The sequence below is a fragment of the Ectopseudomonas oleovorans genome, assembly GCF_003052605.1.
Classification (GTDB): Bacteria; Pseudomonadota; Gammaproteobacteria; order Pseudomonadales; family Pseudomonadaceae; genus Aquipseudomonas; species Aquipseudomonas oleovorans_A.
This window is the reverse complement of record NZ_QASO01000070.1, coordinates 38,901-61,956: the sequence shown is the minus strand read 5'-3', so window position 1 is coordinate 61,956 and position 23,056 is coordinate 38,901. Positions and strand designations below refer to the sequence as shown.

The following is a 23,056-nucleotide window of genomic DNA, read 5'->3' as shown; positions in this document are numbered from 1 at the left end:
ATGGACGCTCTACTTGCCTTTTTGACATCCCCCATCTTCGGTACCCCCGGCTGGTTCTGGCTGGCCTTTCTGGTACTGATCATCACCCTTCTGGTACTCGACCTCGGCGTGCTGCATCGCGATCAGCATGAAATCGAGATGCGCGAGAGCCTGCTGCTGTATTCCGGCTATTTCAGTGTCGGCGTCGCCTTCGGCGGCTGGATCTGGTGGCAGCTCGGCGGTACCAAGGCGATGGAGTACTACACCGGCTTCCTGGTGGAGCAATCGCTGTCGATGGACAACGTCTTCGTCATGGCGATGATCCTCGGCTACTTCAACATCCCGCGTAAGTACCAGCACCGCGTGCTGTTCTGGGGCATTCTCGGGGTGATCGTGCTGCGCGCGATCATGATCGGTCTGGGCACGGCCCTGGTGCAGCAGTTCGACTGGATTCTCTACCTCTTCGGTGCCTTCCTGCTGTTCAGCGGCATCAAGATGCTGCGCAGCGGCGGTGACGAAGAGTCGCATCCGGACCTGGCGCAGAATCCGGTGATCCGCTTCGTGCGCAAGCACATTCGCGTCACCGATGAGCTGCACGAAGGCAAGTTCCTGGTGCGTCTGAAGGATCAGGTCAGTGGCAAGCCGCTGCTCTATGCCACCCCGCTGCTGCTGGCGCTGGTGCTGATCGAACTGGCCGACCTGGTGTTCGCGGTGGACAGCGTGCCGGCTGTACTGGCCATCTCGCAGGACCCGTTCATCGTCTACACCTCGAACATCTTCGCCATTCTCGGCCTGCGCGCGCTGTATTTCGCCCTGGCCGCACTGATGCACCGCTTCATCTACCTGAAGTACGCCCTGGCGCTGGTGCTGATGTATATCGGCGGCAAGATCTTCCTGCACGACCTGATCAAGGTTCCCGCCCTGCTCTCGCTTGGCGTCACCCTGGGGCTGCTGGCAGGCGGGGTGATCCTGTCGCTGCTCAATACCCGCGACCAGAAAGCCCCGCAACACTGAGAAACGGCGTAGCCGGACGACCGAGCAGCAAAGTCGACGACAGACAAACAAAGAGGCCCGCAGATGCGGGCCTCTTTGCTTTGGCTTGCGGGATCAGCGGCTGGCTTTCATCACGTCGCGCGGCACGTACTTGCCAATCTCGAACTTGCCGATGGCTGCGCGATGCACCTCGTCCGGGCCATCGGCCAGGCGCAGGGTGCGCTGCATGGCGTACCAGTAGGCCAGCGGGAAGTCGTTGGAGACGCCCGCGCCGCCGTGCATCTGGATCGCCCGGTCGATCACCTTGAGCGCCACGTTGGGCGCCACCACTTTGATCTGGGCGATTTCGCTGGCGGCGATCTTGTTGCCCACGGTATCCATCATGTAGGCCGCGTTCAGGGTCAGCAGACGCGCCTGGTTGATCTCCATGCGCGAATCGGCGATGTGATCGATATTGCCACCCAGGCGCGCCAGCGGCTTGCCAAAGGCGGTCCGCGAAACAGCGCGCTTGCACATGAGTTCCAGGGCGCGCTCGGCCATGCCGATCGAACGCATGCAGTGGTGGATACGGCCCGGGCCGAGGCGCCCCTGGGCGATCTCGAAGCCACGCCCTTCACCAAGCAATACGCTCTCGTAGGGCACTCGCACGTTCTCGAACAGCACTTCGGCATGGCCATGTGGCGCGTCGTCATAACCGAACACCGGCAGCGGGCGCAGTACGGTGACGCCTGGTGCATCCATCGGCACCAGGATCATCGAGTGCTGCTGGTGGCGCGGCGCGTCCGGGTTGGTCAGGCCCATGAAGATCATCACCTTGCAGCGCGGGTCGCAGGCACCGGAGGTCCACCACTTGCGGCCGTTGATAACCCACTCATCGCCCTCGCGACGAGCATTGGCCTGCATGTTGGTGGCGTCGCTCGAAGCCACGCCTGGCTCAGTCATGGCGAACGCGGAACGAATCTCGCCGGACAGCAGCGGCTCCAGCCATTGCTGCTTTTGCGCCTCGTTGCCGTAGCGCACCAGCACTTCCATGTTGCCGGTATCCGGCGCGGCGCAGTTGAACGGCTCGGGGCCGATCAGCGAGCGACCCATGATCTCCGCCAACGGTGCATATTCGGTGTTGGTCAGGCCGGCACCGTAGTCCGACTCGGGCAGAAACAGATTCCACAGACCTTCGGCTTTGGCCTTGTTCTTCAGCTCCTCCATGATCGCGGTCGGCTGCCAACGATCACCTTCGGCCACCTGCTGCTCGAACACCGCTTCAGCCGGGTAGATGTGCGCCTCCATGAATGCACTGACGCGCTCACGCAGCTCTTGAACCTTCGGGGAATAGGCGAAATCCATGGAATTACCTGTTTGTAATAAAGGGTGAGAGGTTGTGGAAATGATGCTAGAACAGCGCTTAGGATTTATCTAACCTATTTTCAGCGTGTATGAACATTCATAACCTATATATGATCGATTGATATCGACGCCCCCTGGAGCACTGCCGGCATGAACCTGACCAAGGTGGATCTGAACCTCTTCATCGTCTTCGACGCCATCTACACCGAGGCCAACCTGACCCGTGCCGGGCAGATCGTCGGCATTACCCAGCCAGCGGTTTCCAACGCCCTCGCCCGTCTGCGCGAAACCTTCAACGACCCGCTGTTCGTGCGCACCGCCCAGGGCATGGTGCCGACGCCGATGGCGCAGAACATCATCGGTCCGGTACGCAACGCCCTGCAGTTGTTGCGCGTTTCCGTGCAGGAAAGCCGAACCTTCAACCCGCAGCAGGCCGGCAAGACCTACCGCATCAGCATGACCGACCTGTCGGAGCAGATCCTCCTGCCACCGCTGTTCCAGCGCCTGCGTCGCCTGGCGCCGAGCGTATGCATCGAGAGCTTCCTGGCCAAGCGCCGCGAAACCACCAAGGAGCTGGCCGCCGGCCGGCTCGATTTTGCCGTCGACGCGCCACTCAATACCGACCCGCAGGTTCGTCACGTCAAGCTGCTGGATGATCGCTATGTCTGCGCCATGCGCCCTGGCCACCCAATGGCCAAGGAAAAGATCAGCCTCGACGAATACCTGTCGCTGAGCCACATCCACATCTCCAGCCGCCGCAGTGGCTTAGGCTATGTGGATCTGGCCCTTGGCAAGATGGGCATCCAGCGCAAGATTGCCCTGCGCTCGCAACACTATCTGATGGCCAGTAGCGTGATACAGCAGACCGACATGGTGATGACCGTGCCGGAGCGTTTCGCCCGCCGCCACAACCTGCATCATGTGACCTTACCGGTCGGTGATGTGCCGGCGCTGGAAACGCACCTGTACTGGCATGAGAGTACCGATCAGGACCCGGCCAACCGCTGGATGCGCGAGCAGATGATCGAACTGGCGCAGCAGGTCATTGCGCAGGAAAAGAAAGCTGATCAGGCCGCTACCGCCTGATCGTTCAGCGCTTGATGCAAGAAGGCCCGCATGTGCGGACCTTCTTGCTGGTACCTGAACGCAGGATGGTGATGCCGAAGCTGGCCTGGGTGGCGGTGATGTTCTTGATCAGGTTGTTCATTACAACCCTTCCTTCGTGTGTGGAGTTGATGGCGCACAGAATATCCAATGCACTCGATTAAAAAACAGCAAAAAACCGGCAATTAATATCGAATAAATAAATATCTACTTGGCCGTCAGACGCTGCCTTTACGGTTCGAGCAGATAGCGCTCACGGTCATAAGCAAGGTAGTACTTATTCACCGCATTCACATAACTCACCACGCCCATGCCCATCTGCTCCATGGCCACACGTTCGACCTGGAAGAACCACTGATTGGGATTGAGGCCACGCCTGCGAGCCTCGGCGCGCAGGCTCTGCACCCGCTGCGGCCCCAGGTTGTAGCCAGCCAGGACGAAGGCCATGCGCTCGCGCTCGTTGAGCTGCGGGCTGTTGAAGAAGTTGCGGCGGATCATCGCCAGGTACTTGCTGCTGGCCTGGACGTTACCGTCGAGGTTCTGAATGTTGCTCACCCCGACGCTACGCGCTGCCGCCGGGGTGATCTGCATCAGCCCGGTCGCGCCGCTGGCGCCGCGCGCCGATGGGTTCAACGTCGACTCCTTGAATGCCAGCGCAGCCAGCATCAGCCAATCGAAACCCTGCTGCTCGGCATGCTGCTGCAGCACCGGGCGCACCTTCTCCAGACGCTGTCGTTCAGTGCGCCCCAGCGGCGAATGCACCTTGTATAAGCGGCGATAGACACGCTGGAACGCCGCATCCTGGTCGGCCGGGCTCTGATAGCTGCTGAAGAAACGGTCGATACTGGCTCGTAGCATCGGCGCATCGGGGCGCATGAACCATTTCATGTCGCCATCACGTGCCAGGACCAGATGCTTGTCGACGCGCAACTTGGGCATCACCTTGGCCCAACGTTCGGCGATCGGCAGCTCCACCGCAGTACGCTCGAAGATGCCGGCCTGGACCATTTCCAGTACATCTTCGACGGCCAGGCTGGGGTCGACCCACTCGACCACGATGGGCGGCAGTTTGCGCTCAGCCAGTTGCTGGTTGATCAACCGTAGCGCGTCACCCACGGCGCTACCCGCTGGCAATGAAAGACTACGCCCGGCCAGCTGTTCGAGGCTGCGGTAATGCCGGTTACCCTGCTTCGACACCAGCACCAGCGGTACTTCGCGGCGAATCGCCGTACTGGCACTGACATCATGCCCGGTGCGCACATTGAGCAGTTCGCCGGGCGCAACCAGATCGCCCTCGCCGCGCTGCAATGCGCCAAGCAACTGATCCTTGGCTTTGGGGATGATCTTCAGTCTGAGGCTGCGACCATCTCGGGCATTGCGGTTGAGGTACTGCTCGAACGCCCGTAGGCGGTGATATTCGACGCCAATGCTCTGGCCCTTGACCGAGCCCGAGCTGTTGCGGCTCTGATTGACCAGCACCCGTAGCTCACCACTGCTGCGAATCGTCGGCAGATCGCGCGCACTGCGGGCCTGACTGCCGACCTCCGGCGGGCCGGCCACGCGCGCACTGACCGACAACGGCAGCGCAGCCAGTAGGCACAGGATCAGCAGCAATCGCGACATCGACTCTCCAGGGAAGGCGGTAGACCGCCGAAGCCTCATCCGGTTGGTGGCTGCTGTACGCCGATGCGCGACAGGCGGCTACTGACCGTATACCCGCCAAACAAGCTCCAAGGGCGGCAGGGGCGCGGAGATTGGCACAGCAGAGCGCTGCCGCGCCACCCCACAACCTTGCATCAACCTTAAAAACAGCGACCAACTTATTGTTTTAAATCGACTTCCTGACGAACGGATAGCATCTGCTATTCTGCCCCCTCGCGTTCAACAGGTGGCACCATGCAACTCATCGATATTGCCGTCAATCTCACCCACCCCAGCCTCGCGGTGCAGGCCGAGGCGCTGCTCGAACGCGCCTATGCAGCCGGGGTGTGTCAGTTGGTGCTGACCGGCACCAGTCTGAATGAAAGCGAGGCCAGCCTCGCACTTTGCCGACAGTTGGATAGCAGCGGCCAGCGCCTATTTAGCACCGCCGGAGTTCACCCGCACGATGCAAGCTCGTGGAATGGCGCCAGCAGCCGCACGCTCAAGGCGTTACTGGCCGAGCCACAAGTGCGCGCCGTAGGCGAATGCGGACTGGATTTTGATCGCGACTTCTCGCCACGCCCGGCGCAGGAAAAAGCACTGGAGGAACAACTGGCCCTGGCCGTCGAGTTGCAGATACCGGTGTTTCTGCATGAACGCGAAGCCAGCCAGCGCCTGCTGGAAATCCTGCATGACTATCGTGACCGACTGCCAGCGGCCGTGGTGCACTGCTTTACTGGCGAACGCTCTGCACTCTATGCCTATCTCGATCTCGACCTGCATATCGGCATCACCGGCTGGGTCTGCGACGAACGTCGCGGTACGCACCTGCATCCGCTGCTCAAGGATATCCCCGGCGAGCGCCTGATGCTGGAGACCGATGCGCCCTTCCTGTTACCGCGCAGCCTGCGGCCAAAGCCCAAGAGCGGGCGTAACGAGCCTGCCTTTCTCGGCGAGGTGCTGCGCGAGGTGGCGTTGCACCGCGGGCAAAGCGAGGAAACCCTGGCGGCACAGACCACAGCCTGTGCGCGAGCGTTCTTCGATATGCCAGCCATAGTCGAAGACTCGACGCAAGAGTATTGATTGGCGTCAAGACCCTGGCTGTGTACCGATGCATACTGCTGGCACTTGGCCAATAGCGAACGCAGCGAGACGGATAACAACAGCATGGGCGCCTGGATCAGCGATCTTTCTCTGAAGTACAAATTCTGGGCGGTCAATGCCGTTGCCTTCGTCATCAGTCTGATGCTGGTGCTGTTCGCCCTGCATACCGAACAGCAGGCACGCAGCGCCGATGCCAAGCAGGCTGCAATCGCGCAGGCGCGCCTGCTCCAGCAGTGGCCGCAGCAGGCGGCACTGCCCAGTTCGAGCAACATCCAGGTGGGCAACGGCAGCCTGCCAGGTGCTCAAGGTGGCCCCGACGCCAGTGGCTGGCAGGCCGTGCAGCATGACGCCCGGTTCGGCGACTCGCCGGTGATCGGCGCGCAGCGCGTCACCCTCAGCGATGGACGCACCCTGGCGGTCATGGCGCGCGCGCCCAGCCTGCTCGACCTGTTCGCCCAGCACGCGCTGACCTATGCCGTCGCAGTCGCCGTGTTGATGCTGTTGCTGCTGGCTGCTTCGCAGCTGTTGATCCGCTTTCTGCTCAGCCATCTCAACACCCTCAAGGACGTGATACTGCAAGCCGAGCGCAGCGGCGACCTGTCCCTGCGCGTCCCACTGAGCAGCCGTGACGAGGTCGGCCAGATGGCCGCCGCCTTCAACGCCATGCAAGCCGGCTATCAGCGCGTGGTCGGCACCGTCGGCCAGGTGGCTGGCGAGCTGAACAGTGGCACCCGCGATATGGCCGAGCGCATGGGGGCGGTGCGCCAAGGCATGCTCAGCCAGCAAAGTGAAACCGATCAGGCTGCCACCGCGATCAACGAGATGTCGGCGACCGTGCAGCATATCGCCGATCACGCTGGCACCACCCGCGATCAGTCGCTCAATGCCGATCAGCTAGCGCGCGCAGGCCAGCAGGTGGTCGAACGGGTCGAGCAATCCATCGCAGCCCTGTCGCAAGGTGTGCGCCAGAGCGCCGCCAGCATCGAGCGCCTGGCCGAAGACAGCCAGCACATCAGCCGCGTGGTCGGAGTGATTCACGGCATCGCCGAACAGACCAACCTGCTCGCCCTCAATGCCGCCATCGAGGCCGCCCGCGCCGGTGAAATGGGCCGCGGCTTCGCCGTGGTCGCCGACGAGGTGCGCAACCTGGCCAAGCGCGTGCAGGAGTCCACCGACGAAATCACCCAGATGATCGGCAACCTGCAGGGCGGCACCCGCGACGCCGTGGAGTTCATGCGCGAAAGCTCGGAGAACGCCAACCATTGCGTACAACTGGCGCAAGAAGCCGGCGAGTCGCTGGCGGCGATCACCGCCGCCGTGGCGCTGATGCGCGACAGCAATACACAGATCGCCGTGGCCGCCACACAGCAGAGCCAGGTGGCCGAAGAAATGAGCCGCTCGGTGGTGGGCATCCGTGACGTCACCGAACAGACCGTCGGGCAAACCCTCGAGTCGGCCGCCACCAGTCAGCAACTCGCCCAGCTGGCAGGCGAGCTGAACAAGGCCATACGCCAGTTGCGCCTATAACGGCGCCGTTTAGACATAAGCCTATCTGCGCCATAGCCAGGAGCAATTCGCTCTGCATGGGCGGCGCTCCTAGACTCGCTTCATCGAGTCGAGGAGCGTGCCATGAGCAAACGTCACCCCAACCTGCTGGCCTGGCAATGGCGCCATTACGCCAGCCAGCATCGGCATCCCACCAATCTGCTGCTGCACCTGATCGCCGTGCCGCTCTTTCTACTGTCGCTGATACTGCTGCTGATCGGCCTGTGGAATCTGCGGTTCGTGCCATTGGCGCTGGGCAGCATCGGCCTGATCGCCGCCCTGGCGCTGCAAGCTCACGGCCACAGACTGGAACAACAACCCGTTGAGCCCTTCGCCAGCAAGGGCGATGCGGTGAAGCGCCTACTGCTGGAGCAGTGCGTGACGTTCCCGCGCTTTCTTTTCAGCGGCGCGTGGTGGCGCGCCTGGCGCCAACGTCGGCGCCATTGAATCAGGCAAAGACGGTCACGGTCTGCCGGCTCAAGGCGATCAGCTCGCCTGCAGGTGTCCACATCGCCGCCGCCACATGCCCGTAACCATCGCGGGCATGTTCGATGTCCGCGCGATACAGGCACCAGTCTTCACTGTTGAGGGTGTGTAGCGGCTGGACGAACTCGATGGTCCAGGTCAGCGAGCTGCCCGGCGCAGGGCTTTTCAGATACGGCAATACCGCTGGCGGCCAGGCATCGACCAGTGCCAGCACATGCGCCTCGCTGAGGGCCTGTGGCTCGAGCTCACCGCGCAAGCGCACCCAGCCGCCCATCTGCCGCGACGGCGTGTTGCTGAAAGGCATGCCGCCAATCCCCCAACGCATGGCCAGAAAGCGGGTGAACTCCGGCGTGACATTGCGCACGTAGGGCAACTCCTGGCACTGCTCGACCGGCGTAATCTGCGGTGCGGCAAGCGCCTCCACGGCAATCGCCGAGGAACGCGATGCACCAAAACTGCCCTGAACCACGGTCACCACCTGGCCATCCTGAACTGCACGCAGGGACATCTGGCTGACCGCCTTGCCCTCGCGCAGCACCTCGGCCTGGAAACTTACAGGAACATCCGGCGCCACCGGCCCGACGAAGGTGATGGCCAACGAGCGCACCGGCCGGTCCTGCGGCACCTTGGCGCGCATCGCCTCGAACGCCAGAGCCGCCACCAGACCGCCGAAACTGGCGCGCCCCTGCCCCCATTCGGCCGGGATCACCACGGCATCGGCATCGCGGCGCACCGCTTCGAGCATTTCGGAAAAGATCATACGCACCTCGGCATTCATTGATGGCGACGATCTTAGGGGATGGTGGCAACTGAACGATAGCCCGCGAGGATGCTTATTCGGTCATATTTGCGGCGAAAATGTCGCCTTATTCCACGCTGGGAAAATCGCCATACAGTGCCAGCAAGGCTCCATCAGCACGTTGCTCGGCCGCCTGCTGAGCCTGCAGCCAGATTGCCCGGCAAGGGCCCAGCGACGCCAGCGCATCGGCCTGCGCCAGCCATTGCAGGTGATCGTGCCAGTCGCCAAGGGCGCTTTGCGCACGTTTGAGCCTGAGCTGCGCCGCCTTGCTCAAACGACTTTGTGCCGGGTAGGTTTCAGCAGCGTAGCGCACACGTTTGATCAGCAGGCGCAGGCGATGGCGGTCATGCGCCGGATCGCGTAACGCGCGGGCCAGTTGTCGTTGCTGGTGCCGCAGGCGGCGCCGGATGCGCTTGTCCACATCGTTCAATTGGCCTTGCCTGGCAGCTTCACGCCAATTCGCCGGCCAGCCGTCGAGCAACAGCATCAGGTCGGCCAACTCGCGACTGCTGGCAATGGCGACGTAACCTGCGGCGCGCTGCGCTTCATCGGCAGGCGCCAGATGCACCAGGCCCAGACGCGTCAGCTCGGCCACCAACACCTCACGATCACGCAGCGGCCCACTGAGGCGGCCCAGCACTGCGGCTCCCTGCTCCAGAGCATCCACAGCCGGCAAACCGCGCAGCGGACGCAACAGGCTGCGCAATTGCCGCAGGGCGATGCGCAGGTCGTGCAAGGCCTCGGTGTCAGTGCAGTCAGCCAACCGCGCCTGGCAGGCATACAGCCGCACCTGCAGAGCCAGGACACGCCCCAAACAATGTTCGATGAAATCGCTCATGCTCGATCCTCCCAAACGACGATGCATCAAGCTAACAACCCGGCCCCCACTCAAACAAGTGACCAATGGTCGCTAACGCGACAGGCGCCAGGGTAATGCTCTGCGCAAATCACTCAATGCCTGCCGCAGGGCATCACGCGACGCGGGCCCGCCGGCATAGCGCTGCTGCTCGAAGCATCGGGCAAATGTCTCGATCTGCTCCGCCTGCTCGGGCAACTGCCGCGCCGCGCGCAACGCGAAGGAGCGTGCGCCCTCACCCGCTTCCCGGCGCACGTCATGGCGCGCCAACAGCCGCTCGAACTTGCGAAACGCCTGGCGTTGCGGATCAGGCCGCTGTTGCCAGGGCTTGAGCAACCACAGCGCCAGCAGGCCAATCAGAAGCGCTCCGGTGCCCACCAGAACGAGCGCCAGACGCTGCCAATCGAGGCTGCCGAACCAGTTCTGCAGCAGTTTCAGCTGCTGCTCGCCCTGGTACCCCAGCACCCAGCGCTGCCAGCCGTAATTGAGATTCTCCCAGCTCATGCGCAGCTGATTGAGCCAGGCCAGCTCGCGGTAGCGCAGTGGCGAGAAGGGTTGATCGTCGAGAAAACCATCCTCCTCGGCCAAGGCCTCTTCCAGCCCTTGCTCGATACGCTCCGGTGCTACCTGAAAAGTCGGATCGACGCTGCGCCAGCCACGGCCCGGCTGCCAGTACTCGACCCAGGCATGGGCGTCGAACTGACGGACCTGGATGTAGTTGCCATTGGGATTGAGCTCGCCGCCCTGATAACCGGCCACCACCCGCGCGGGAATACCCGCGGCACGCAGCACGAAGGTCATGGCGCCGGCATAGTGCGCGCAAAAACCACGCCGGGTGTTGAACAGGAAATCGTCGATGCTGTCGCTGCCCAGAGGCTGCGGGCGCAGTGTGTAGACGTAGGGTTCACGGTTAAAATGCTGCAGCACTGCCGCCACTAATGCGTCGCTCTGCGGATACTGCTCCTTCAGTGCAGCCGCCCAGGCGCGACTGCGCGGGTCGCCCTGCTCGGGTAATTGCAGCGCCTGCCGGATACCTGGCGGTTCGGCCTGCGCCTCCCGCATGGCCTCCGGCCAGGAACGCACCTGGTACAGCAGGGGCCGATCCACCGGACGCAGTCTCTGCCAACGGAAGTCGTTCATCATCCGCCCGCTGTCCTGCGCCATCTCGCCGACATCCAGCGCGTACAGCCAGCGCTTACCGCTGGGCTGCATGATGATGCTGTAATCGAGCGGTTCGCCGGCCTTGCTCCACTGCGGCGCGACGGGTACATCAGCGTAACCGGACTGCGACCAGCGCCGGCCATCGAAACGCTCCAGTGTCAGGGCGCGCCAGTACAGTTGTTCGCGCGGCGGCACGTCACCTTCGAAGCTGGCGCGAAAGGCCAAGGCCGGGGAGCGACTGAGTTCGGCGATATCGGCCGGTTCCATGCTGTCCGACAGCCCGGTAACGCCCTTATCACTGGGCAGTGGCAGCGACCACAACGGCCCCATGCGCGGGAAGAAGACGAACAGCAGCACCATCAGCGGTATCGCCTGCAGCAGCAGCCCACCGGCCAGGCGCAGGGTCGGCCAGGGGCGTTCGGCGAAACCACTGTGCTGCAATCCAACCAGGGCAGCCAGCAAGGCAGTGACCGGCAACAGACTGTAGAGCGCTGCGAGGATGCCGTCCTCGAACAGGTAGGCGGTCACCACGCAGAAGAAACCGAGGAAAATCAGCACCAGCGCATCACGTCGCGTGCGCATCTCCAGCAACTTCAGAACGAACGTGGCGATCAGCAGCACCACGGCGGCATCCAGCCCGACCAACGTGCCACGCGACAGCAGGATACCGGCCAGCACCAGCAGCATCAGCCCGCCCTTGACCCAACCACCGGGATAAGGGGCACGCATGCGAAAGATCTGTACGCGCCAGGCCGCTGCGCCCAGCCACAGCGCGATCATCCACAACGGCAAATGCAGCAGATGCGGCACGATCACCAGCACCTGGGCGACCAGCAACCAGATCAGAGCAATACGCGGGATACCCGGCAGGCTGCTCATGCGCGCGCTCCGAACAGCGCCAGGGCACGCAGGCAGGCATCGCGGTGGCCCTCGCCATAATCCGGGGCAATCACCTGCCCCGGCAGTTGCAGACCGAAGGCCTGCTGACGCTGTGATAACTGCAGCACCCAATGACAGAGCAGCGAAAGGCGCGTTTCACTGTCGCCACCCAGGCTGTCGAAGTCCAACCATAGATCGTGGCCGCTGAGCATGGCGAAATCCTTGACCAGCAGGCCCTGTCCACGTGAATAGGCTTTCCAGTCCAGGCGCCGTTTCGAGTCCCCCGGCTGATACTCGCGCAGCCCCTGGAAATCATCGGCACCCTGGCCGCGGGCACGCATGCCCTCTTCCTCCTCGTCGTCCAGGCCCGCCGACAACGGCAGCTCCCCCTCCAACGGCCGCGGGTAGACCAGCACCGCCTGATCCAGATCGACCCAGCTCCAGGCCACCAGCAAGCCCAGCGGGAAACGGCTTTCCACCCTCAGACGCTCGGGTCGCAGCCAGCCACGTCTCACGGCGGGCTGGCTCAAATCCACTTCGGTCTGCCCCTGGCGCGGCACATCACGCAGCATCAGCTCGGCTGGCGGCCAACCGAGCGCGATGGCCTGGTGCTCGCGCTCGCGGCTTTCCAGGCGCACGCGAAAACACGCCTGCTCGCCGACGAACACCGCTGCGCCGCCACCCGCCTTGAGCACCAGCCCGGCCAGGTTGCGGTAGGTGTGCAGAATGGTGACGACGAACACCGCCATCAGTAGAAAAGTCAGGCCATAGGCCAGGCTGTTCTGGTAATTGATGCCCACCAGCAGCATCAGCAGCAGCGCCACGGCAAATGCGCCCCCCACGCGGCTGGGCAGGATGAAGATACGCCGCTGGTTCAAACGCACGCTGGCCGCTGGCGGAATGCGCCTGGCCAGCCAGCGCTGCCAGAGCGGCTTCAACGCGGCACGCATCAGAGCGCCGGCACTTCACGCAGCAGCCATTGCACCAGGCTGCCGCCGCCATGGCCAGCCGGGTCGGCGCGCTCGCGCAGGCGATGGCCAACCACCGAGGGCAGTACGGCCTGCACGTCTTCGGGGATCACATAATCACGCTCGGCCAGCAAGGCCCAGGCCCGTGCCGCCGCCAACAGCGCCAGACTGGCACGCGGCGACAGGCCCCAGGCGAACTGCGGCTGGCTGCGCGTGGCCTCGACCAGACGCAGCACATAGTCGACCAGGGCATCGCTGGCGCGTACCTTCGGCACTTGCGCCTGCAGGCGGGCCAGTTCGGCATGGTCGAGAATGGATTCCATACGCGGCAGCAGATCGCGCCGGGCATCGCCCAGCAGCAACGCCCGTTCCGCAGCTTGCGCCGGATAGCCCAGCGAAAGACGCATAAGAAAACGATCGAGCTGGGATTCGGGCAAGGCGAAGGTGCCGCCACTGCTGACCGGGTTCTGCGTGGCGATCACGAAAAACGGCTCGGGCAGTGGCCGGGTCGCGCCCTCGATGGTCACCTGCCCTTCTTCCATGGCTTCGAGCAGCGCGCTCTGACTCTTCGGCGTGGCGCGGTTGATTTCATCGGCCAGCACCAACTCGGCAAAGATCGGTCCCGGATGAAAGACGAACTGCCCGCTGTCCTTGTCGAACACCGAGGTGCCAAGAATGTCGCCCGGCAACAGGTCGGAGGTGAACTGAATACGCTGGAAACTCAGCCCCAGCACGCGCGCCAGGGCATGGCTGAGAGTGGTCTTGCCCATGCCCGGCAGGTCTTCGATCAGCAGGTGACCACGCGCCAGCAGGCAGGTCAGGGCCAGGCGCACCTGCGCCTCTTTGCCCAGCAATACCTGATTGACCGAGTCGAGACAGGCATCGAGTTTGGTTCGCATCGTTGGCTCCTTATGCAGAACACCGATGCTACTGGGGCGCCGAGGCGTGGCATAGCGCTATGCAAAGTTTGCTCACGAAACTGTGAGGGCAGACGCTATGTCATGCGAAAGTGCCCTGCCATGCCCTGCAGCTCCCGCCCCAGCTCAGCCAGCTGGATGCTCGACGCAGCGGTTTCGTCCATGGCCGTAGCTGACTGATCGGCAATATCGCGGATCGAGGTGACGCTGCGGTTGATTTCCTCGGCCACGGCAGTCTGCTGCTCGGCCGCGGCAGCGATCTGCTGATTCATCTCCGAGATCAGGCTCACCGCCTCGGCAATGGCCGCCAGGGCGCCTTCGGTCTGGTTGGCGTCGCCAACCGTGAGATTCACCAGGCTGGCGCTCTGCTCCATGTCCGTCACGGCGCGGCGGCTACCCTCGCGCAAGGCCGCGATCAGCGACTCGATTTCCGCCGTGGATTGCTGAGTGCGTTTTGCCAGCGCCCTTACCTCATCGGCGACCACCGCGAAACCGCGCCCCTGTTCTCCGGCGCGCGCCGCTTCGATGGCCGCGTTGAGCGCCAGCAGGTTGGTCTGCTCGGCCACGCTCTTGATCACCTCGAGTACGGCATCGATACGCTGAGTGTTCTGGCTCAGGCGCTGAATGCTCTCGGTAGTGGCGTCCATGGCGCGAGCCAATTGCTCGATGCGCTGCAGGGTCTGGCGCACCACCTGGCTACCGGCACCGACACGCTGGTCAGCCTGTTCAGTGGAAGCCGCTGCGGCCTCGGCATTGCGTGCCACCTCGTGCACCGTGGTCGTCATCTGGCTCATGGCGGTGGCGACCTGATCGGTCTCCAGCTTCTGACCATTGACGCCCTGGCGCGTCTGCTCGGCAGTTGTCGAGAGGGTTTGGGCGGAGCTGGAAATCTGCGCCACACCCCCCTGCAGGCGGCCGACCATATCGCGCAGGTTGGCGGACATCCCTTGCATGGCAGCCAGCAGCTGCCCGATTTCATCGCGCCGATCCTGTTCGATACGTACGCTGAGGTCGCCACTGGCAATGGATTCGGCGAGGCCGATCACGCGCTTGAGCGGACGCACGATGGCCAGGCTGATCATGATCGCCGCGCCAAGACCGAAAAGCAGCGCCAGGGCCGCTGCCAGGATGATCAGACCGCTGCTGGCCTGACGCTCGGCATGCATGGCCTGGCGTTGCGTGTCCAGGGCCAGCTCGACTCGCTGCAGCAACTGCTCGACCTGAGCGACCAGTTGCCCGTATACCTGTTTTTGTTGCTGCAACTGGGTGGCGTATTCCTTCAGGCGCTCATTGAAGGAGTCGACGTTGACCACCACCTCGCCGAGCACCGCGGCATAGCCGGGATCGTCCAGCGCATCGCGCAACTCGGCAGCCAGGGCTTGCGCCTCGCCTGCCTGGGCAATTTCCGCCAGCTCACTGCTATCGCTGCGCCGGCTGGCCTCCAGGCGCTGGCGTGCCTGATCCAACGCCTGCAGCAGTAGTTGATGAATCTTGCCGACCTTGCCGGCCTGCAGGACCGAATCACCGCCCTGCTCGCCTTGGGAGCTCTTGAGCAGGTCGACGCCGTCTTCGGTCAGCCCTTCCTGCAGCAGATCCAGGCTGTTGGCCGCGCTGACCACCAGCCAGTCGGCGGCTTGCAGGGACAGCTGCATGTTGTCGGTGAGTTCAACGTAGCGGGCAAAAGCGCTGCGGTAGTCGGCCAGTGCAGGCTCGACCTGCGCCAGAATCGCGGCCGTGTCGCTATCGAGCTCACCTTGCAGTGCCTGCCCGGCCTGCAGAATCGCCTCGGCCTGTTCGGCCAGACGCGCGGCGTGCTGACTATCGCCACTCAGCGCGAACGCCTGCTCGCTCTGACGCATGCGCAGCACCTGCTCACCCAGCGCGCTCATGCGCTGCTGCAGCTCAGCGCCAGCACTGACTTCACGCAACGCCAGCAAACCGGTAACAGCCACCAGAGCGGTCAGAATCAATACCAGAGCAAAACCCAGCATCAACTTGCTGGCCGTGCTCAGACTGGCCAGCCGCTTGCTCAATGAGCCACCCATGACATCCTCCTGCCTACTGCAGCTAGCCCCGAATTCTGGAACATAGGAGCGCAGCGCTACTGGCGACAAGCCAGCAGACGCCAAGATGGCCGGGAGAGTTAACTGGACGTCGTTTTCAGAACGGGTTCAGGGCCGCTGCATCTGGAAAAGGTCACGTGTGCGGCAGTAGGCGCTGCCCCCCAGGCGACCGACCAGATCGAGCTTGAGCGGGTCGATACGCCCCTGCTCGTTGAGCACCGCATCATCAATGTGCGCCAGCAGCACTTCGGCGAAGATCAGGTGGCAATTGGGTTGTTGCGGCGGATAGGGCTGAATTTGCGTCACACGGCATTCGAAGGTCACCGGGGCGCCGACGACGCGCGGCACGTCGATGCGCTCGCACGGCTGGCTGGCAATGGCGCAGTGGGCAAATTCGCTGACCTCATGCGGCAGGATCGCGGCACTGGCATTCATCGCTTCGGCCTGAGCGAAGCTGACCAGTTGAATCGCCAGCTCGCCGCTGGCCTGGGCATTGCGCAGGCTGTCCTTGAGGCTGCCATCGTCGCGGGTGTTGACGTTGACCAGCAAGGTCGGCGGGTTGTCACTGATCACCTGAAAGAAGCTGAACGGCGCCAGATTGGCCACGCCCTCGGCCGAACGGGTGGAAACCCAGGCGATAGGCCGCGGCGTGACAGTGGACGCCAACCAGCGATAAGCCTCGAGCGGGCTCAGATCGGAGAAATCGAGCTGCATCAACGCCCCGCTCGCGATTCACGGATGTAAAAGCGCGCACGCTCGGCCTTGCTGGTGCAGCCTTCGTAGGCTTCGAACTGCTGCTGGGTCTTGGCAGCGGTAAGCAGCGAAAGCGCCTTGGAATAGCTCACCGTACCGGCGAAACCCTCGGCCTCGGCGATGCTCAGCTCTTTCCAGGCGGCATCCAGTTGATTGGCACAAGTCTCACGGTAAACGGTCTTGCCGGCGCAGCCGGTGAGCACCAGCGCAAGCAGCGGTAAACAGATCCAGTGTTTCATCGACCACACTCCTCGAACGGATATGACTACGTATAACAGGCTGTTGAAAACGTAGGCGAGGCAGCCAGTGCAATACCGATGGCGGCCCCGCAAAAACAGGTGAAAAACGACCGGGGTCGCGTTCGACTTTACGAGCTATAAATGAGCATTTTGATCGGGCTCGCGCACGAGCCTGTTTTTAACGCAGCAATGGCAACGCAGGTAGTTTTCAACGGCCTGCTAGGGTCTGTTGCCGTTTCGACGCGAGCCGTGCGCGAAACGGCAACAGACCCTAGGCCCAGTCTATGACGCTACGGCAGAAGGAAAGTGCCCACCTCACCCGCCGTTTCGCTTACGCAGGTATTCCACCACAGCCTGCTGCTCCCCGGCGAATTCAATCCGCCCGGATTTGCTCTCGCGCTGGAACACGTACATAGGATCGTAGTACTCGACCAGCAAGGCCTCGATCCAGCCGCGATGGGTATCGACCTGGCCGTCGCGCGCCTGCTCCTCCAGCGCCTGGTCCATGATCGCCGCCAGGCGCTGATAACGCTCGCCGCCCAGGCGACGGGTGATATTGGTCAGGCTCTCGCGCAGGCGCGCGGCGAACGCGGTGAAGCCTGCCTCGGCACCCTGGACTGCAACGAACTCGGCACACAACTCGACCACGTATGCCTGCAGAATCCGCTCCACACGGTTGGCCACGCTGTCCTCCAGCCACACCAGGGGATGATGCTGCATCGCCTGATACAGCGGTAATGGCAAGGAGCAGCGGCCGATCAGACGCGCCTCATCTTCCAGCACGAACTGCTGCTGTCCCGCGGCACGGCGCTTGAGCAGATCGATGGCCAGAGCATTTTCGAAATCGATCTGCTCGGGCTGGCCAGTGGCGCGCTTGCCAAAGCTGGAGCCTCGGTGATTGGCGTGCGCCTCCAGGTCCAGGCTGTTGCTCAGCTGGCTGATCACCTCGGTCTTGCCGGTGCCGGTCATCCCGCCCACCAGCACGAAATCGCACGCCTGTACCGCCTCGTCGGTGGCCTGCAGAAGGAAGGTGCGCATGGCCTTGTAACCACCGACCACGCGCGGATAGTCGATGCCCGCCTCGCTTTTCAGCCATTGCTGGACGATCTGCGAGCGCAGGCCACCGCGAAAGCAGTACAGGTAACCGTCAGGGTTGGCCTTGGCAAAGGCGGCCCAAGCCTCGATGCGCTCGGCCTTGGTCTGGCCGCTGACCAGTTGATGGCCCAGCTCGATGGCCGCCTGCTGGCCTTGCTGCTTGTAGCAGGTGCCGACCCTTTGCCGCTCGATATCGGTCATCAGCGGCAGATTGATCACGCCGGGGAACGCGCCTTTGTGGAATTCGACCGGTGCACGGGTATCCATCATCGCCCGGTCATGCAGGAACAGATCGCGGTAGTCGGTGCAGTTGTCGCGCATCAGAGCACCTCGACCGCGTAACGCTGTCGCTCGACCATCTCACCGATGGGCGCCAGATCCAGCCCCAGCTCGGCGGCCACGGCGAGGAACTCGGCCTCGCCCTCCGGCGCCACGGCAATCAGCAGGCCACCGCTGGTCTGCGGGTCACACAGCAGTAGCTTGGCCAGCTCGGGCAGCGGCGCGATCTTGTCGCCGTAACTGTCGAAATTGCGCAAGGTGCCACCCGGTACGCAGCCCTGCTCCAGATAGTGTTCGACACTCTCCAGACGCGGCACTCGGGCGAACTCGACACGGGCACTCAGACCGCTGCCATCGGCCATTTCCACCAGGTGGCCAAGCAGGCCGAAGCCGGTGACGTCGGTCATCGCGCGCACGCCGGCAAGCTTGCCAAAGCGGCTGCCGGGCTTGTTCAGGGTGCACATCCAGTCACGCGCCAGGCCAACGTCCGCATCGCGCAGCTTGGCCTTCTTCTCCGCCGTGGTGAGGATGCCGATGCCCAGCGGCTTGGTCAGATACAGCTTGCAACCAGCCGTGGCGGTATCGTTGCGCTTCATGTTGGCCTTGCTCACCAGGCCGGTCACGGCCAGGCCGAAAATCGGTTCCGGCGCATCGATCGAGTGACCGCCAGCCAGCGGGATGCCGGCTTCATCGCACACGGCGCGGCCACCGCGGATCACTTCGCGTGCCACTTCCGGGGCCAGCAGGTTGACCGGCCAGCCGAGGATGGCGATGGCCATCAGCGGGTCACCGCCCATGGCGTAGATGTCGCTGATCGCATTGGTCGCAGCGATACGGCCGAAATCGTAGGGGTCGTCGACAATCGGCATGAAGAAGTCGGTCGTAGAGACCACGCCACGCTCTTCGTCGATGGCGTATACCGCCGCGTCATCACGCGAGGCATTGCCCACCCAGAGTCTGGGGTCGAGATTCTGCGCGCCGCTGCCAGCGAGAATCACCTCAAGCACCTTCGGCGAAATCTTGCAGCCGCAGCCGGCGCCGTGGCTGTACTGGGTCAAACGGATGGGTTCGCTCATGGTTCTTCTCTCACCGCGATAACTGGCGGCGGATTCTAGCAAAGACTGCCTTGGCTAAGCCCAATTGCGCGAGTAAGGTCGAAGCTTCACTGGGGGAGTCGGTCAATGAGCAAGAAAGTGGCGCTGGTATTGGGCTCGGGAGGTGCGCGCGGCTATGCGCATATCGGCGTGATCGATGAGCTGCAGGCGCGCGGCTATGAAATCGGCTGCATCGCCGGCTGTTCGATGGGCGCGGTGGTCGGCGGTATATTCGCCGCAGGCAAGTTGCGCGAATACCGTGAATGGACGGAAAGCCTGGACTATCTCGATGTACTGCGCCTGCTCGATGTCAGCTTCCGCCTCGGTGCCATTCGCGGCGAGCGAGTGTTCGGACGCATTCAGGAAATCGTCGGCGAGATCAACATCGAAGAGCTGTCGATCCCCTTCACCGCCGTCGCCACCGACCTCACCAACCAGCAGGAAATCTGGTTCCAGGAAGGCTGCCTGCACCAGGCCATGCGCGCCTCGGCGGCGATTCCCAGCCTGTTCACCCCGGTCATCCAGGGCAAGCGCATGCTGGTCGACGGCGGCTTGCTCAACCCGCTGCCAATCGTGCCGGTGGTCTCCAGCCACTGCGACCTGATCATCGCGGTCAACCTCAACGCCACCAACCAGAATCACTACCAGTTGCCGGTGATCGAGCGCCCCGCGGCCCTCAAGGGGCGCATCGACCAGTTGATGACGTCACTTGGCTCGCGCCTGCCTAGTTTTCGCCGCAAGAGTGAGGATGAAACCCTGTTGCTCGCCGAGCAGCAGCGGCTCGCCGATACCCTCAGCCCGGCTGCCGCGCCGAGCCGCGCCTGGGAGAATGAGGCGGCGCCGAAATCCGCCAGCGGCTCGCGGGTCGCCGAGTTCAGCGGCCCGGCCTCGCTGCTGGAACTGGTCAACCAGAGCTTCGAGGTGATGCAGACCTCGCTGGCGCAATACAAGATCGCCGGCTACCCGCCGGACATCCTGATCAACGTGCCCAAGCGCGTGTGCCGTTTCTTCGAGTTCTACAAGGCGCCGGAGCTGATCATGCTCGGCCGCCAGATCGCCCGCGACACCCTCGAGCGCTACGAGCGCGAGCGCTGATCACTCACGGATCTGCACCTGCTGCGCGGTGAAGGCCAGTTGCGCCAGGCGCGCCTTGGTCTCGGCCTGGTCGAGGTGCTCGAGCGAGGTCAGCTTGCGTTCGCCCAGGTGCTGCAGTCGGCGGTAATCACGCTGGTACAACTCGGCCTTGCGGCACAACTGCTCGCGCTCGCTGCGGCGTACCTCAAGACGCGCGCAGGCCTCCTCGACCCGCGCCAGGCGGTCGTCCTGGCGCAGACGCATGAGCACCTGACCGACCTCGACCTGCTGGCCTGCGTCGACCAGCAGCTCGCTGACCTGGCCGCCGACATTGAACGACAGCCGCGAACGGCGACAGGATTTCAGGGTGCCGGCGCGGGTATTGGCGACCAGGGTTTCCACCGGGCCGCGCTCCACCGCGATCAGTTGCACGGGCATCGGTTGGGGCCGCTGCCACCATCACACAACCGCCAATAAACCGGCAAAAACGAGGCAAACCGACAAGCTACGCACAAGTGACTATTTATTGACACCTAACCTCGACCTAGGTCAGCCTCTCCCCATCAACAACGCGGTACGCCCGCCATTGGTCTCTTGATAGAAGTTCTTAGTTTCAACGGTTGTTACGTCTCATGCTGTTTGTCTGGCGGCAACTGGTCGAGGGCTGCCTGGTTGTCCGGTGTCTTCTGCGCCACCCAGTCGCTGAGCAGGCTATAGGCCACCGCCAGCAGGGTCGGGCCAAGGAACAGGCCCATAAAGCCGAAGGCCAGGATGCCGCCGAACACACCGAGCAGCACCACCACCAGCGGCAGGTTGCCGCCACGGCTGATCAGGTAGGGCTTGAGGATATTGTCCACCCCACTGATGATGAAGAAGCCCCAGATACCCAGGAAGATCGCCATGCCGATTTCCCCCTGCCATACCAGCCAAGCCACGGCGGGGCCCCAGATCAGCGGCGGGATCATGATGAAACTGCAGGCGAAGGTCAGCAGGCCCAGCACCAGGGCGCCCGGCACGCCGGCGATGACGAAACCGATGTAGGCCAGCACGGCCTGCGCGGCGGCGGTACCGATCACGCCGTTGACCACACGTTGCACGGTGCCGGCGACCAGTTCCAAGTAATGATCGGCACGCTCGCCAATCAGTCGCTCCAGCAGGCTGTGCACGAACACCGCCAGGCGCGGCCCGTCACGGTAGAAGAAGAACACCAGCACCAGGCTCAGGGCCAGTTCGACCATGCCCGCACCGATCTTCGCACTACGTGCCAACAGCCAGTTGCCGACCTGGCCCAGATAGGGCCGCAGCGTGTCGAAGAAAGCAGCGCCCTGCTGGTCGATGGTGCGCCACAGTTCCACCAGGCTATCACCGACCAGTGGAATGCTGGCCAGCCAGCTTGGAGCTGGCGGCAGGCCTTCGACCTGCAGATCCTTGATTAGGGCGTTGGCATCGTTGATGTGATCGGCCAAGTTGAAGCCCAGCCAGACCAACGGCACCGCCACCATGATCACCCAGACCACAGTCAGGATGCCCGCCGCCAGCGACAGGCGCCCATTGAGCAATTGCGTCAGCAGGCGCATCAGCGGCCAACTGGCAAAGGCCAACACGGCGGCCCAGAACAGCGCCGACCAGAATGGCGCCAGCACCCATAAGCTGGCAGCCAGCAGGCCGAGCAGAAGAATCTGCACCAGCAGACGATCATTAGTGGCCATCAAGCGAAACTCCCTTCGACGAAACGACAAAGCGCCCTTGCGGGCGCTCTGTTACAGGCGATTGCGAGTGCTAGCTTAACGCAACAAACGCACGCTCAGTGTTTCATCCGAGCTCTCACCCAACTCCAGGCGCGCTTCGCGCACGCGCTGCTCGATCAACGCCTCGCGCCAGGCCTCGGCCTGGCTACCGGCGAGGCTGACGCGCAAGGTGCTGTCGAGGTTCAGGCTGCGCGCCAGCACCTCGACCCAGGCGCTGTCGGCCTTGGCTTCATCGGGCAGTTTCAGTTGCCCATCGGTACGCAACTGACGCAGCAAGGTCGCCGGCGTCGGCAGCAATACGCCTAGAGGGGCTTCGGCATCCAGTTGCTCGGCATGCAGGTAAGCACGGCGATTCCCACGAGTGATGCTGTATAGCGCCAGCAGGCTCTGGTGATTCGGCTCGGCCAGGCGTAACAAGGCATAGGCCTGCTGGTCGTCAGGGCCATATAGCGTGGCATTGCCGAATATCGAGTTAGCCCATAGGCTACTCGCACCACACTCACGGCCCTGGCACCAGTAGAGCAATTCGGCGCCCTGCTGCAGCAGCGTTTCCCGTACGGTGGTGAATACCTGATCGGCACTGTGGGTGCGTGGCAGCTCGTAGGTCACCGCACTGTGCTTGCCCTGCACGAGAATCTCCCGCTCATAGCGCAACCGCCCGCTGATGCGGCGAATCGAGCCTTGCGGATAGATACGCTCGACATCGGGCGCTTCCTTGAACGCGACGATGTGACTGGCAGGAAACCGCGGCAGTACCTCGAGGTCGCGACTGCCAGGTAGATCGGCCGCCAGTACGGCACCGCTGCAGACCGCGGCAAGCACCGCAGAAAAAAACTGCACAGCCCCCTTCATAAGGTGGCAGTCCACTGAAAAAACGCGACGGGTGAGCTTGCTGTACAGCGAGTGGCGACTTTTAACGGGTCGATCATGCGATC

21 protein-coding genes are annotated in these 23,056 nt (G+C 63.3%); 6 read left to right on the top strand and 15 right to left on the bottom strand.

Annotation, left to right across the window (positions count from 1 at the left end):
- Positions 1-993 carry a TerC family protein gene (locus tag DBO86_RS12290; RefSeq protein WP_108233792.1) on the top strand — a complete coding sequence of 331 codons (993 nt, stop codon included), beginning with the start codon at positions 1-3 and terminating at the stop codon, positions 991-993.
- Between the two features lie 93 nt (positions 994-1,086).
- On the opposite strand, the gene DBO86_RS12285 is transcribed toward DBO86_RS12290, so the two are convergent.
- The gene (locus DBO86_RS12285) at positions 1,087-2,316 is read right to left on the bottom strand and encodes an acyl-CoA dehydrogenase (protein WP_003460500.1); all 1,230 of its coding nucleotides are present in this window, start codon (positions 2,314-2,316) and stop codon (positions 1,087-1,089) included.
- A 150-nt stretch (positions 2,317-2,466) separates the two neighbouring features.
- Here DBO86_RS12285 and DBO86_RS12280 point away from each other — a divergent pair, with 150 nt between their 5' ends.
- Positions 2,467-3,402: a LysR family transcriptional regulator gene (locus DBO86_RS12280; RefSeq protein ID WP_003460507.1), complete on the top strand. Its 936-nt coding sequence runs from the start codon at positions 2,467-2,469 to the stop codon at positions 3,400-3,402.
- A gap of 249 nt (positions 3,403-3,651) precedes the next feature.
- On the opposite strand, the gene DBO86_RS12275 is transcribed toward DBO86_RS12280, so the two are convergent.
- Entirely contained in the window at positions 3,652-5,043 is a 1,392-nt protein-coding gene (locus DBO86_RS12275) for an MltF family protein (RefSeq protein ID WP_092375184.1), read from the bottom strand.
- 273 nt (positions 5,044-5,316) lie between these two features.
- Here DBO86_RS12275 and DBO86_RS12270 point away from each other — a divergent pair, with 273 nt between their 5' ends.
- The 3 genes from DBO86_RS12270 (at position 5,317) to DBO86_RS12260 (ending at position 8,157) form a co-directional block, all read left to right on the top strand.
- Positions 5,317-6,144: a TatD family hydrolase gene (locus DBO86_RS12270; RefSeq protein ID WP_075747371.1), complete on the top strand. Its 828-nt coding sequence runs from the start codon at positions 5,317-5,319 to the stop codon at positions 6,142-6,144.
- An 84-nt stretch (positions 6,145-6,228) separates the two neighbouring features.
- A complete protein-coding gene (locus DBO86_RS12265) occupies positions 6,229-7,692 on the top strand; it encodes a methyl-accepting chemotaxis protein (RefSeq protein WP_108233791.1) in 1,464 nt (487 codons plus the stop codon).
- Between the two features lie 102 nt (positions 7,693-7,794).
- Positions 7,795-8,157, top strand: coding sequence for an Mpo1-like protein (locus DBO86_RS12260; RefSeq protein ID WP_108233790.1), 363 nt, complete (start codon positions 7,795-7,797; stop codon positions 8,155-8,157).
- A gap of 1 nt (position 8,158) precedes the next feature.
- Here the strand turns inward: DBO86_RS12260 and DBO86_RS12255 are convergent, their stop codons facing one another.
- The 10 genes from DBO86_RS12255 to selD form a co-directional block, all read right to left on the bottom strand.
- Positions 8,159-8,956, bottom strand: a complete 798-nt coding sequence (locus DBO86_RS12255; protein WP_108233797.1) for an acyl-CoA thioesterase — start codon at positions 8,954-8,956, stop codon at positions 8,159-8,161.
- 106 nt (positions 8,957-9,062) lie between these two features.
- Positions 9,063-9,833 (bottom strand): CHAD domain-containing protein, encoded by a 771-nt coding sequence (locus DBO86_RS12250; protein WP_108233789.1) that lies wholly within the window; start codon positions 9,831-9,833, stop codon positions 9,063-9,065.
- 72 nt (positions 9,834-9,905) lie between these two features.
- Positions 9,906-11,891 carry a transglutaminase TgpA family protein gene (locus tag DBO86_RS12245; protein WP_108233788.1) on the bottom strand — a complete coding sequence of 662 codons (1,986 nt, stop codon included), beginning with the start codon at positions 11,889-11,891 and terminating at the stop codon, positions 9,906-9,908.
- Complete coding sequence (locus DBO86_RS12240; protein WP_108233787.1) at positions 11,888-12,841, bottom strand: DUF58 domain-containing protein; 954 nt, start codon at positions 12,839-12,841, stop codon at positions 11,888-11,890. The genes DBO86_RS12245 and DBO86_RS12240 overlap by 4 nt, the downstream gene beginning before the upstream one ends.
- Entirely contained in the window at positions 12,841-13,758 is a 918-nt protein-coding gene (locus DBO86_RS12235) for an AAA family ATPase (RefSeq protein WP_074857207.1), read from the bottom strand. The genes DBO86_RS12240 and DBO86_RS12235 overlap by 1 nt, the downstream gene beginning before the upstream one ends.
- Positions 13,759-13,853: 95 nt before the next feature.
- A complete protein-coding gene (locus tag DBO86_RS12230) occupies positions 13,854-15,821 on the bottom strand; it encodes a methyl-accepting chemotaxis protein (protein WP_108233786.1) in 1,968 nt (655 codons plus the stop codon).
- A 126-nt stretch (positions 15,822-15,947) separates the two neighbouring features.
- On the bottom strand, positions 15,948-16,553 hold the full coding sequence (locus DBO86_RS12225; protein WP_108233785.1) for a flavin reductase family protein: 606 nt from the start codon (positions 16,551-16,553) through the stop codon (positions 15,948-15,950).
- Positions 16,553-16,831: a hypothetical protein gene (locus DBO86_RS12220; RefSeq protein ID WP_003240752.1), complete on the bottom strand. Its 279-nt coding sequence runs from the start codon at positions 16,829-16,831 to the stop codon at positions 16,553-16,555. Before DBO86_RS12220 ends, DBO86_RS12225 begins: the two co-directional genes overlap by 1 nt.
- Positions 16,832-17,146: 315 nt before the next feature.
- Entirely contained in the window at positions 17,147-18,247 is a 1,101-nt protein-coding gene (gene mnmH, locus DBO86_RS12215) for a tRNA 2-selenouridine(34) synthase MnmH (RefSeq protein ID WP_108233784.1), read from the bottom strand.
- Positions 18,247-19,281 (bottom strand): selenide, water dikinase SelD, encoded by a 1,035-nt coding sequence (gene selD, locus DBO86_RS12210; protein ID WP_074857213.1) that lies wholly within the window; start codon positions 19,279-19,281, stop codon positions 18,247-18,249. The genes mnmH and selD overlap by 1 nt, the downstream gene beginning before the upstream one ends.
- Positions 19,282-19,386: 105 nt before the next feature.
- Here selD and DBO86_RS12205 point away from each other — a divergent pair, with 105 nt between their 5' ends.
- Positions 19,387-20,394, top strand: a complete 1,008-nt coding sequence (locus DBO86_RS12205; protein WP_108233783.1) for a patatin-like phospholipase family protein — start codon at positions 19,387-19,389, stop codon at positions 20,392-20,394.
- On the opposite strand, the gene DBO86_RS12200 is transcribed toward DBO86_RS12205, so the two are convergent.
- From DBO86_RS12200 to DBO86_RS12190, 3 genes are all read right to left on the bottom strand, one after another.
- Positions 20,395-20,811, bottom strand: coding sequence for an efflux RND transporter periplasmic adaptor subunit (locus DBO86_RS12200; protein ID WP_108233782.1), 417 nt, complete (start codon positions 20,809-20,811; stop codon positions 20,395-20,397).
- 185 nt (positions 20,812-20,996) lie between these two features.
- The gene (locus tag DBO86_RS12195; RefSeq protein WP_108233781.1) at positions 20,997-22,082 is read right to left on the bottom strand and encodes an AI-2E family transporter; all 1,086 of its coding nucleotides are present in this window, start codon (positions 22,080-22,082) and stop codon (positions 20,997-20,999) included.
- Between the two features lie 75 nt (positions 22,083-22,157).
- Positions 22,158-22,973, bottom strand: a complete 816-nt coding sequence (locus DBO86_RS12190; protein ID WP_045107744.1) for a DUF4892 domain-containing protein — start codon at positions 22,971-22,973, stop codon at positions 22,158-22,160.
- Between the last annotated feature and the right edge of the window lie 83 nt (positions 22,974-23,056).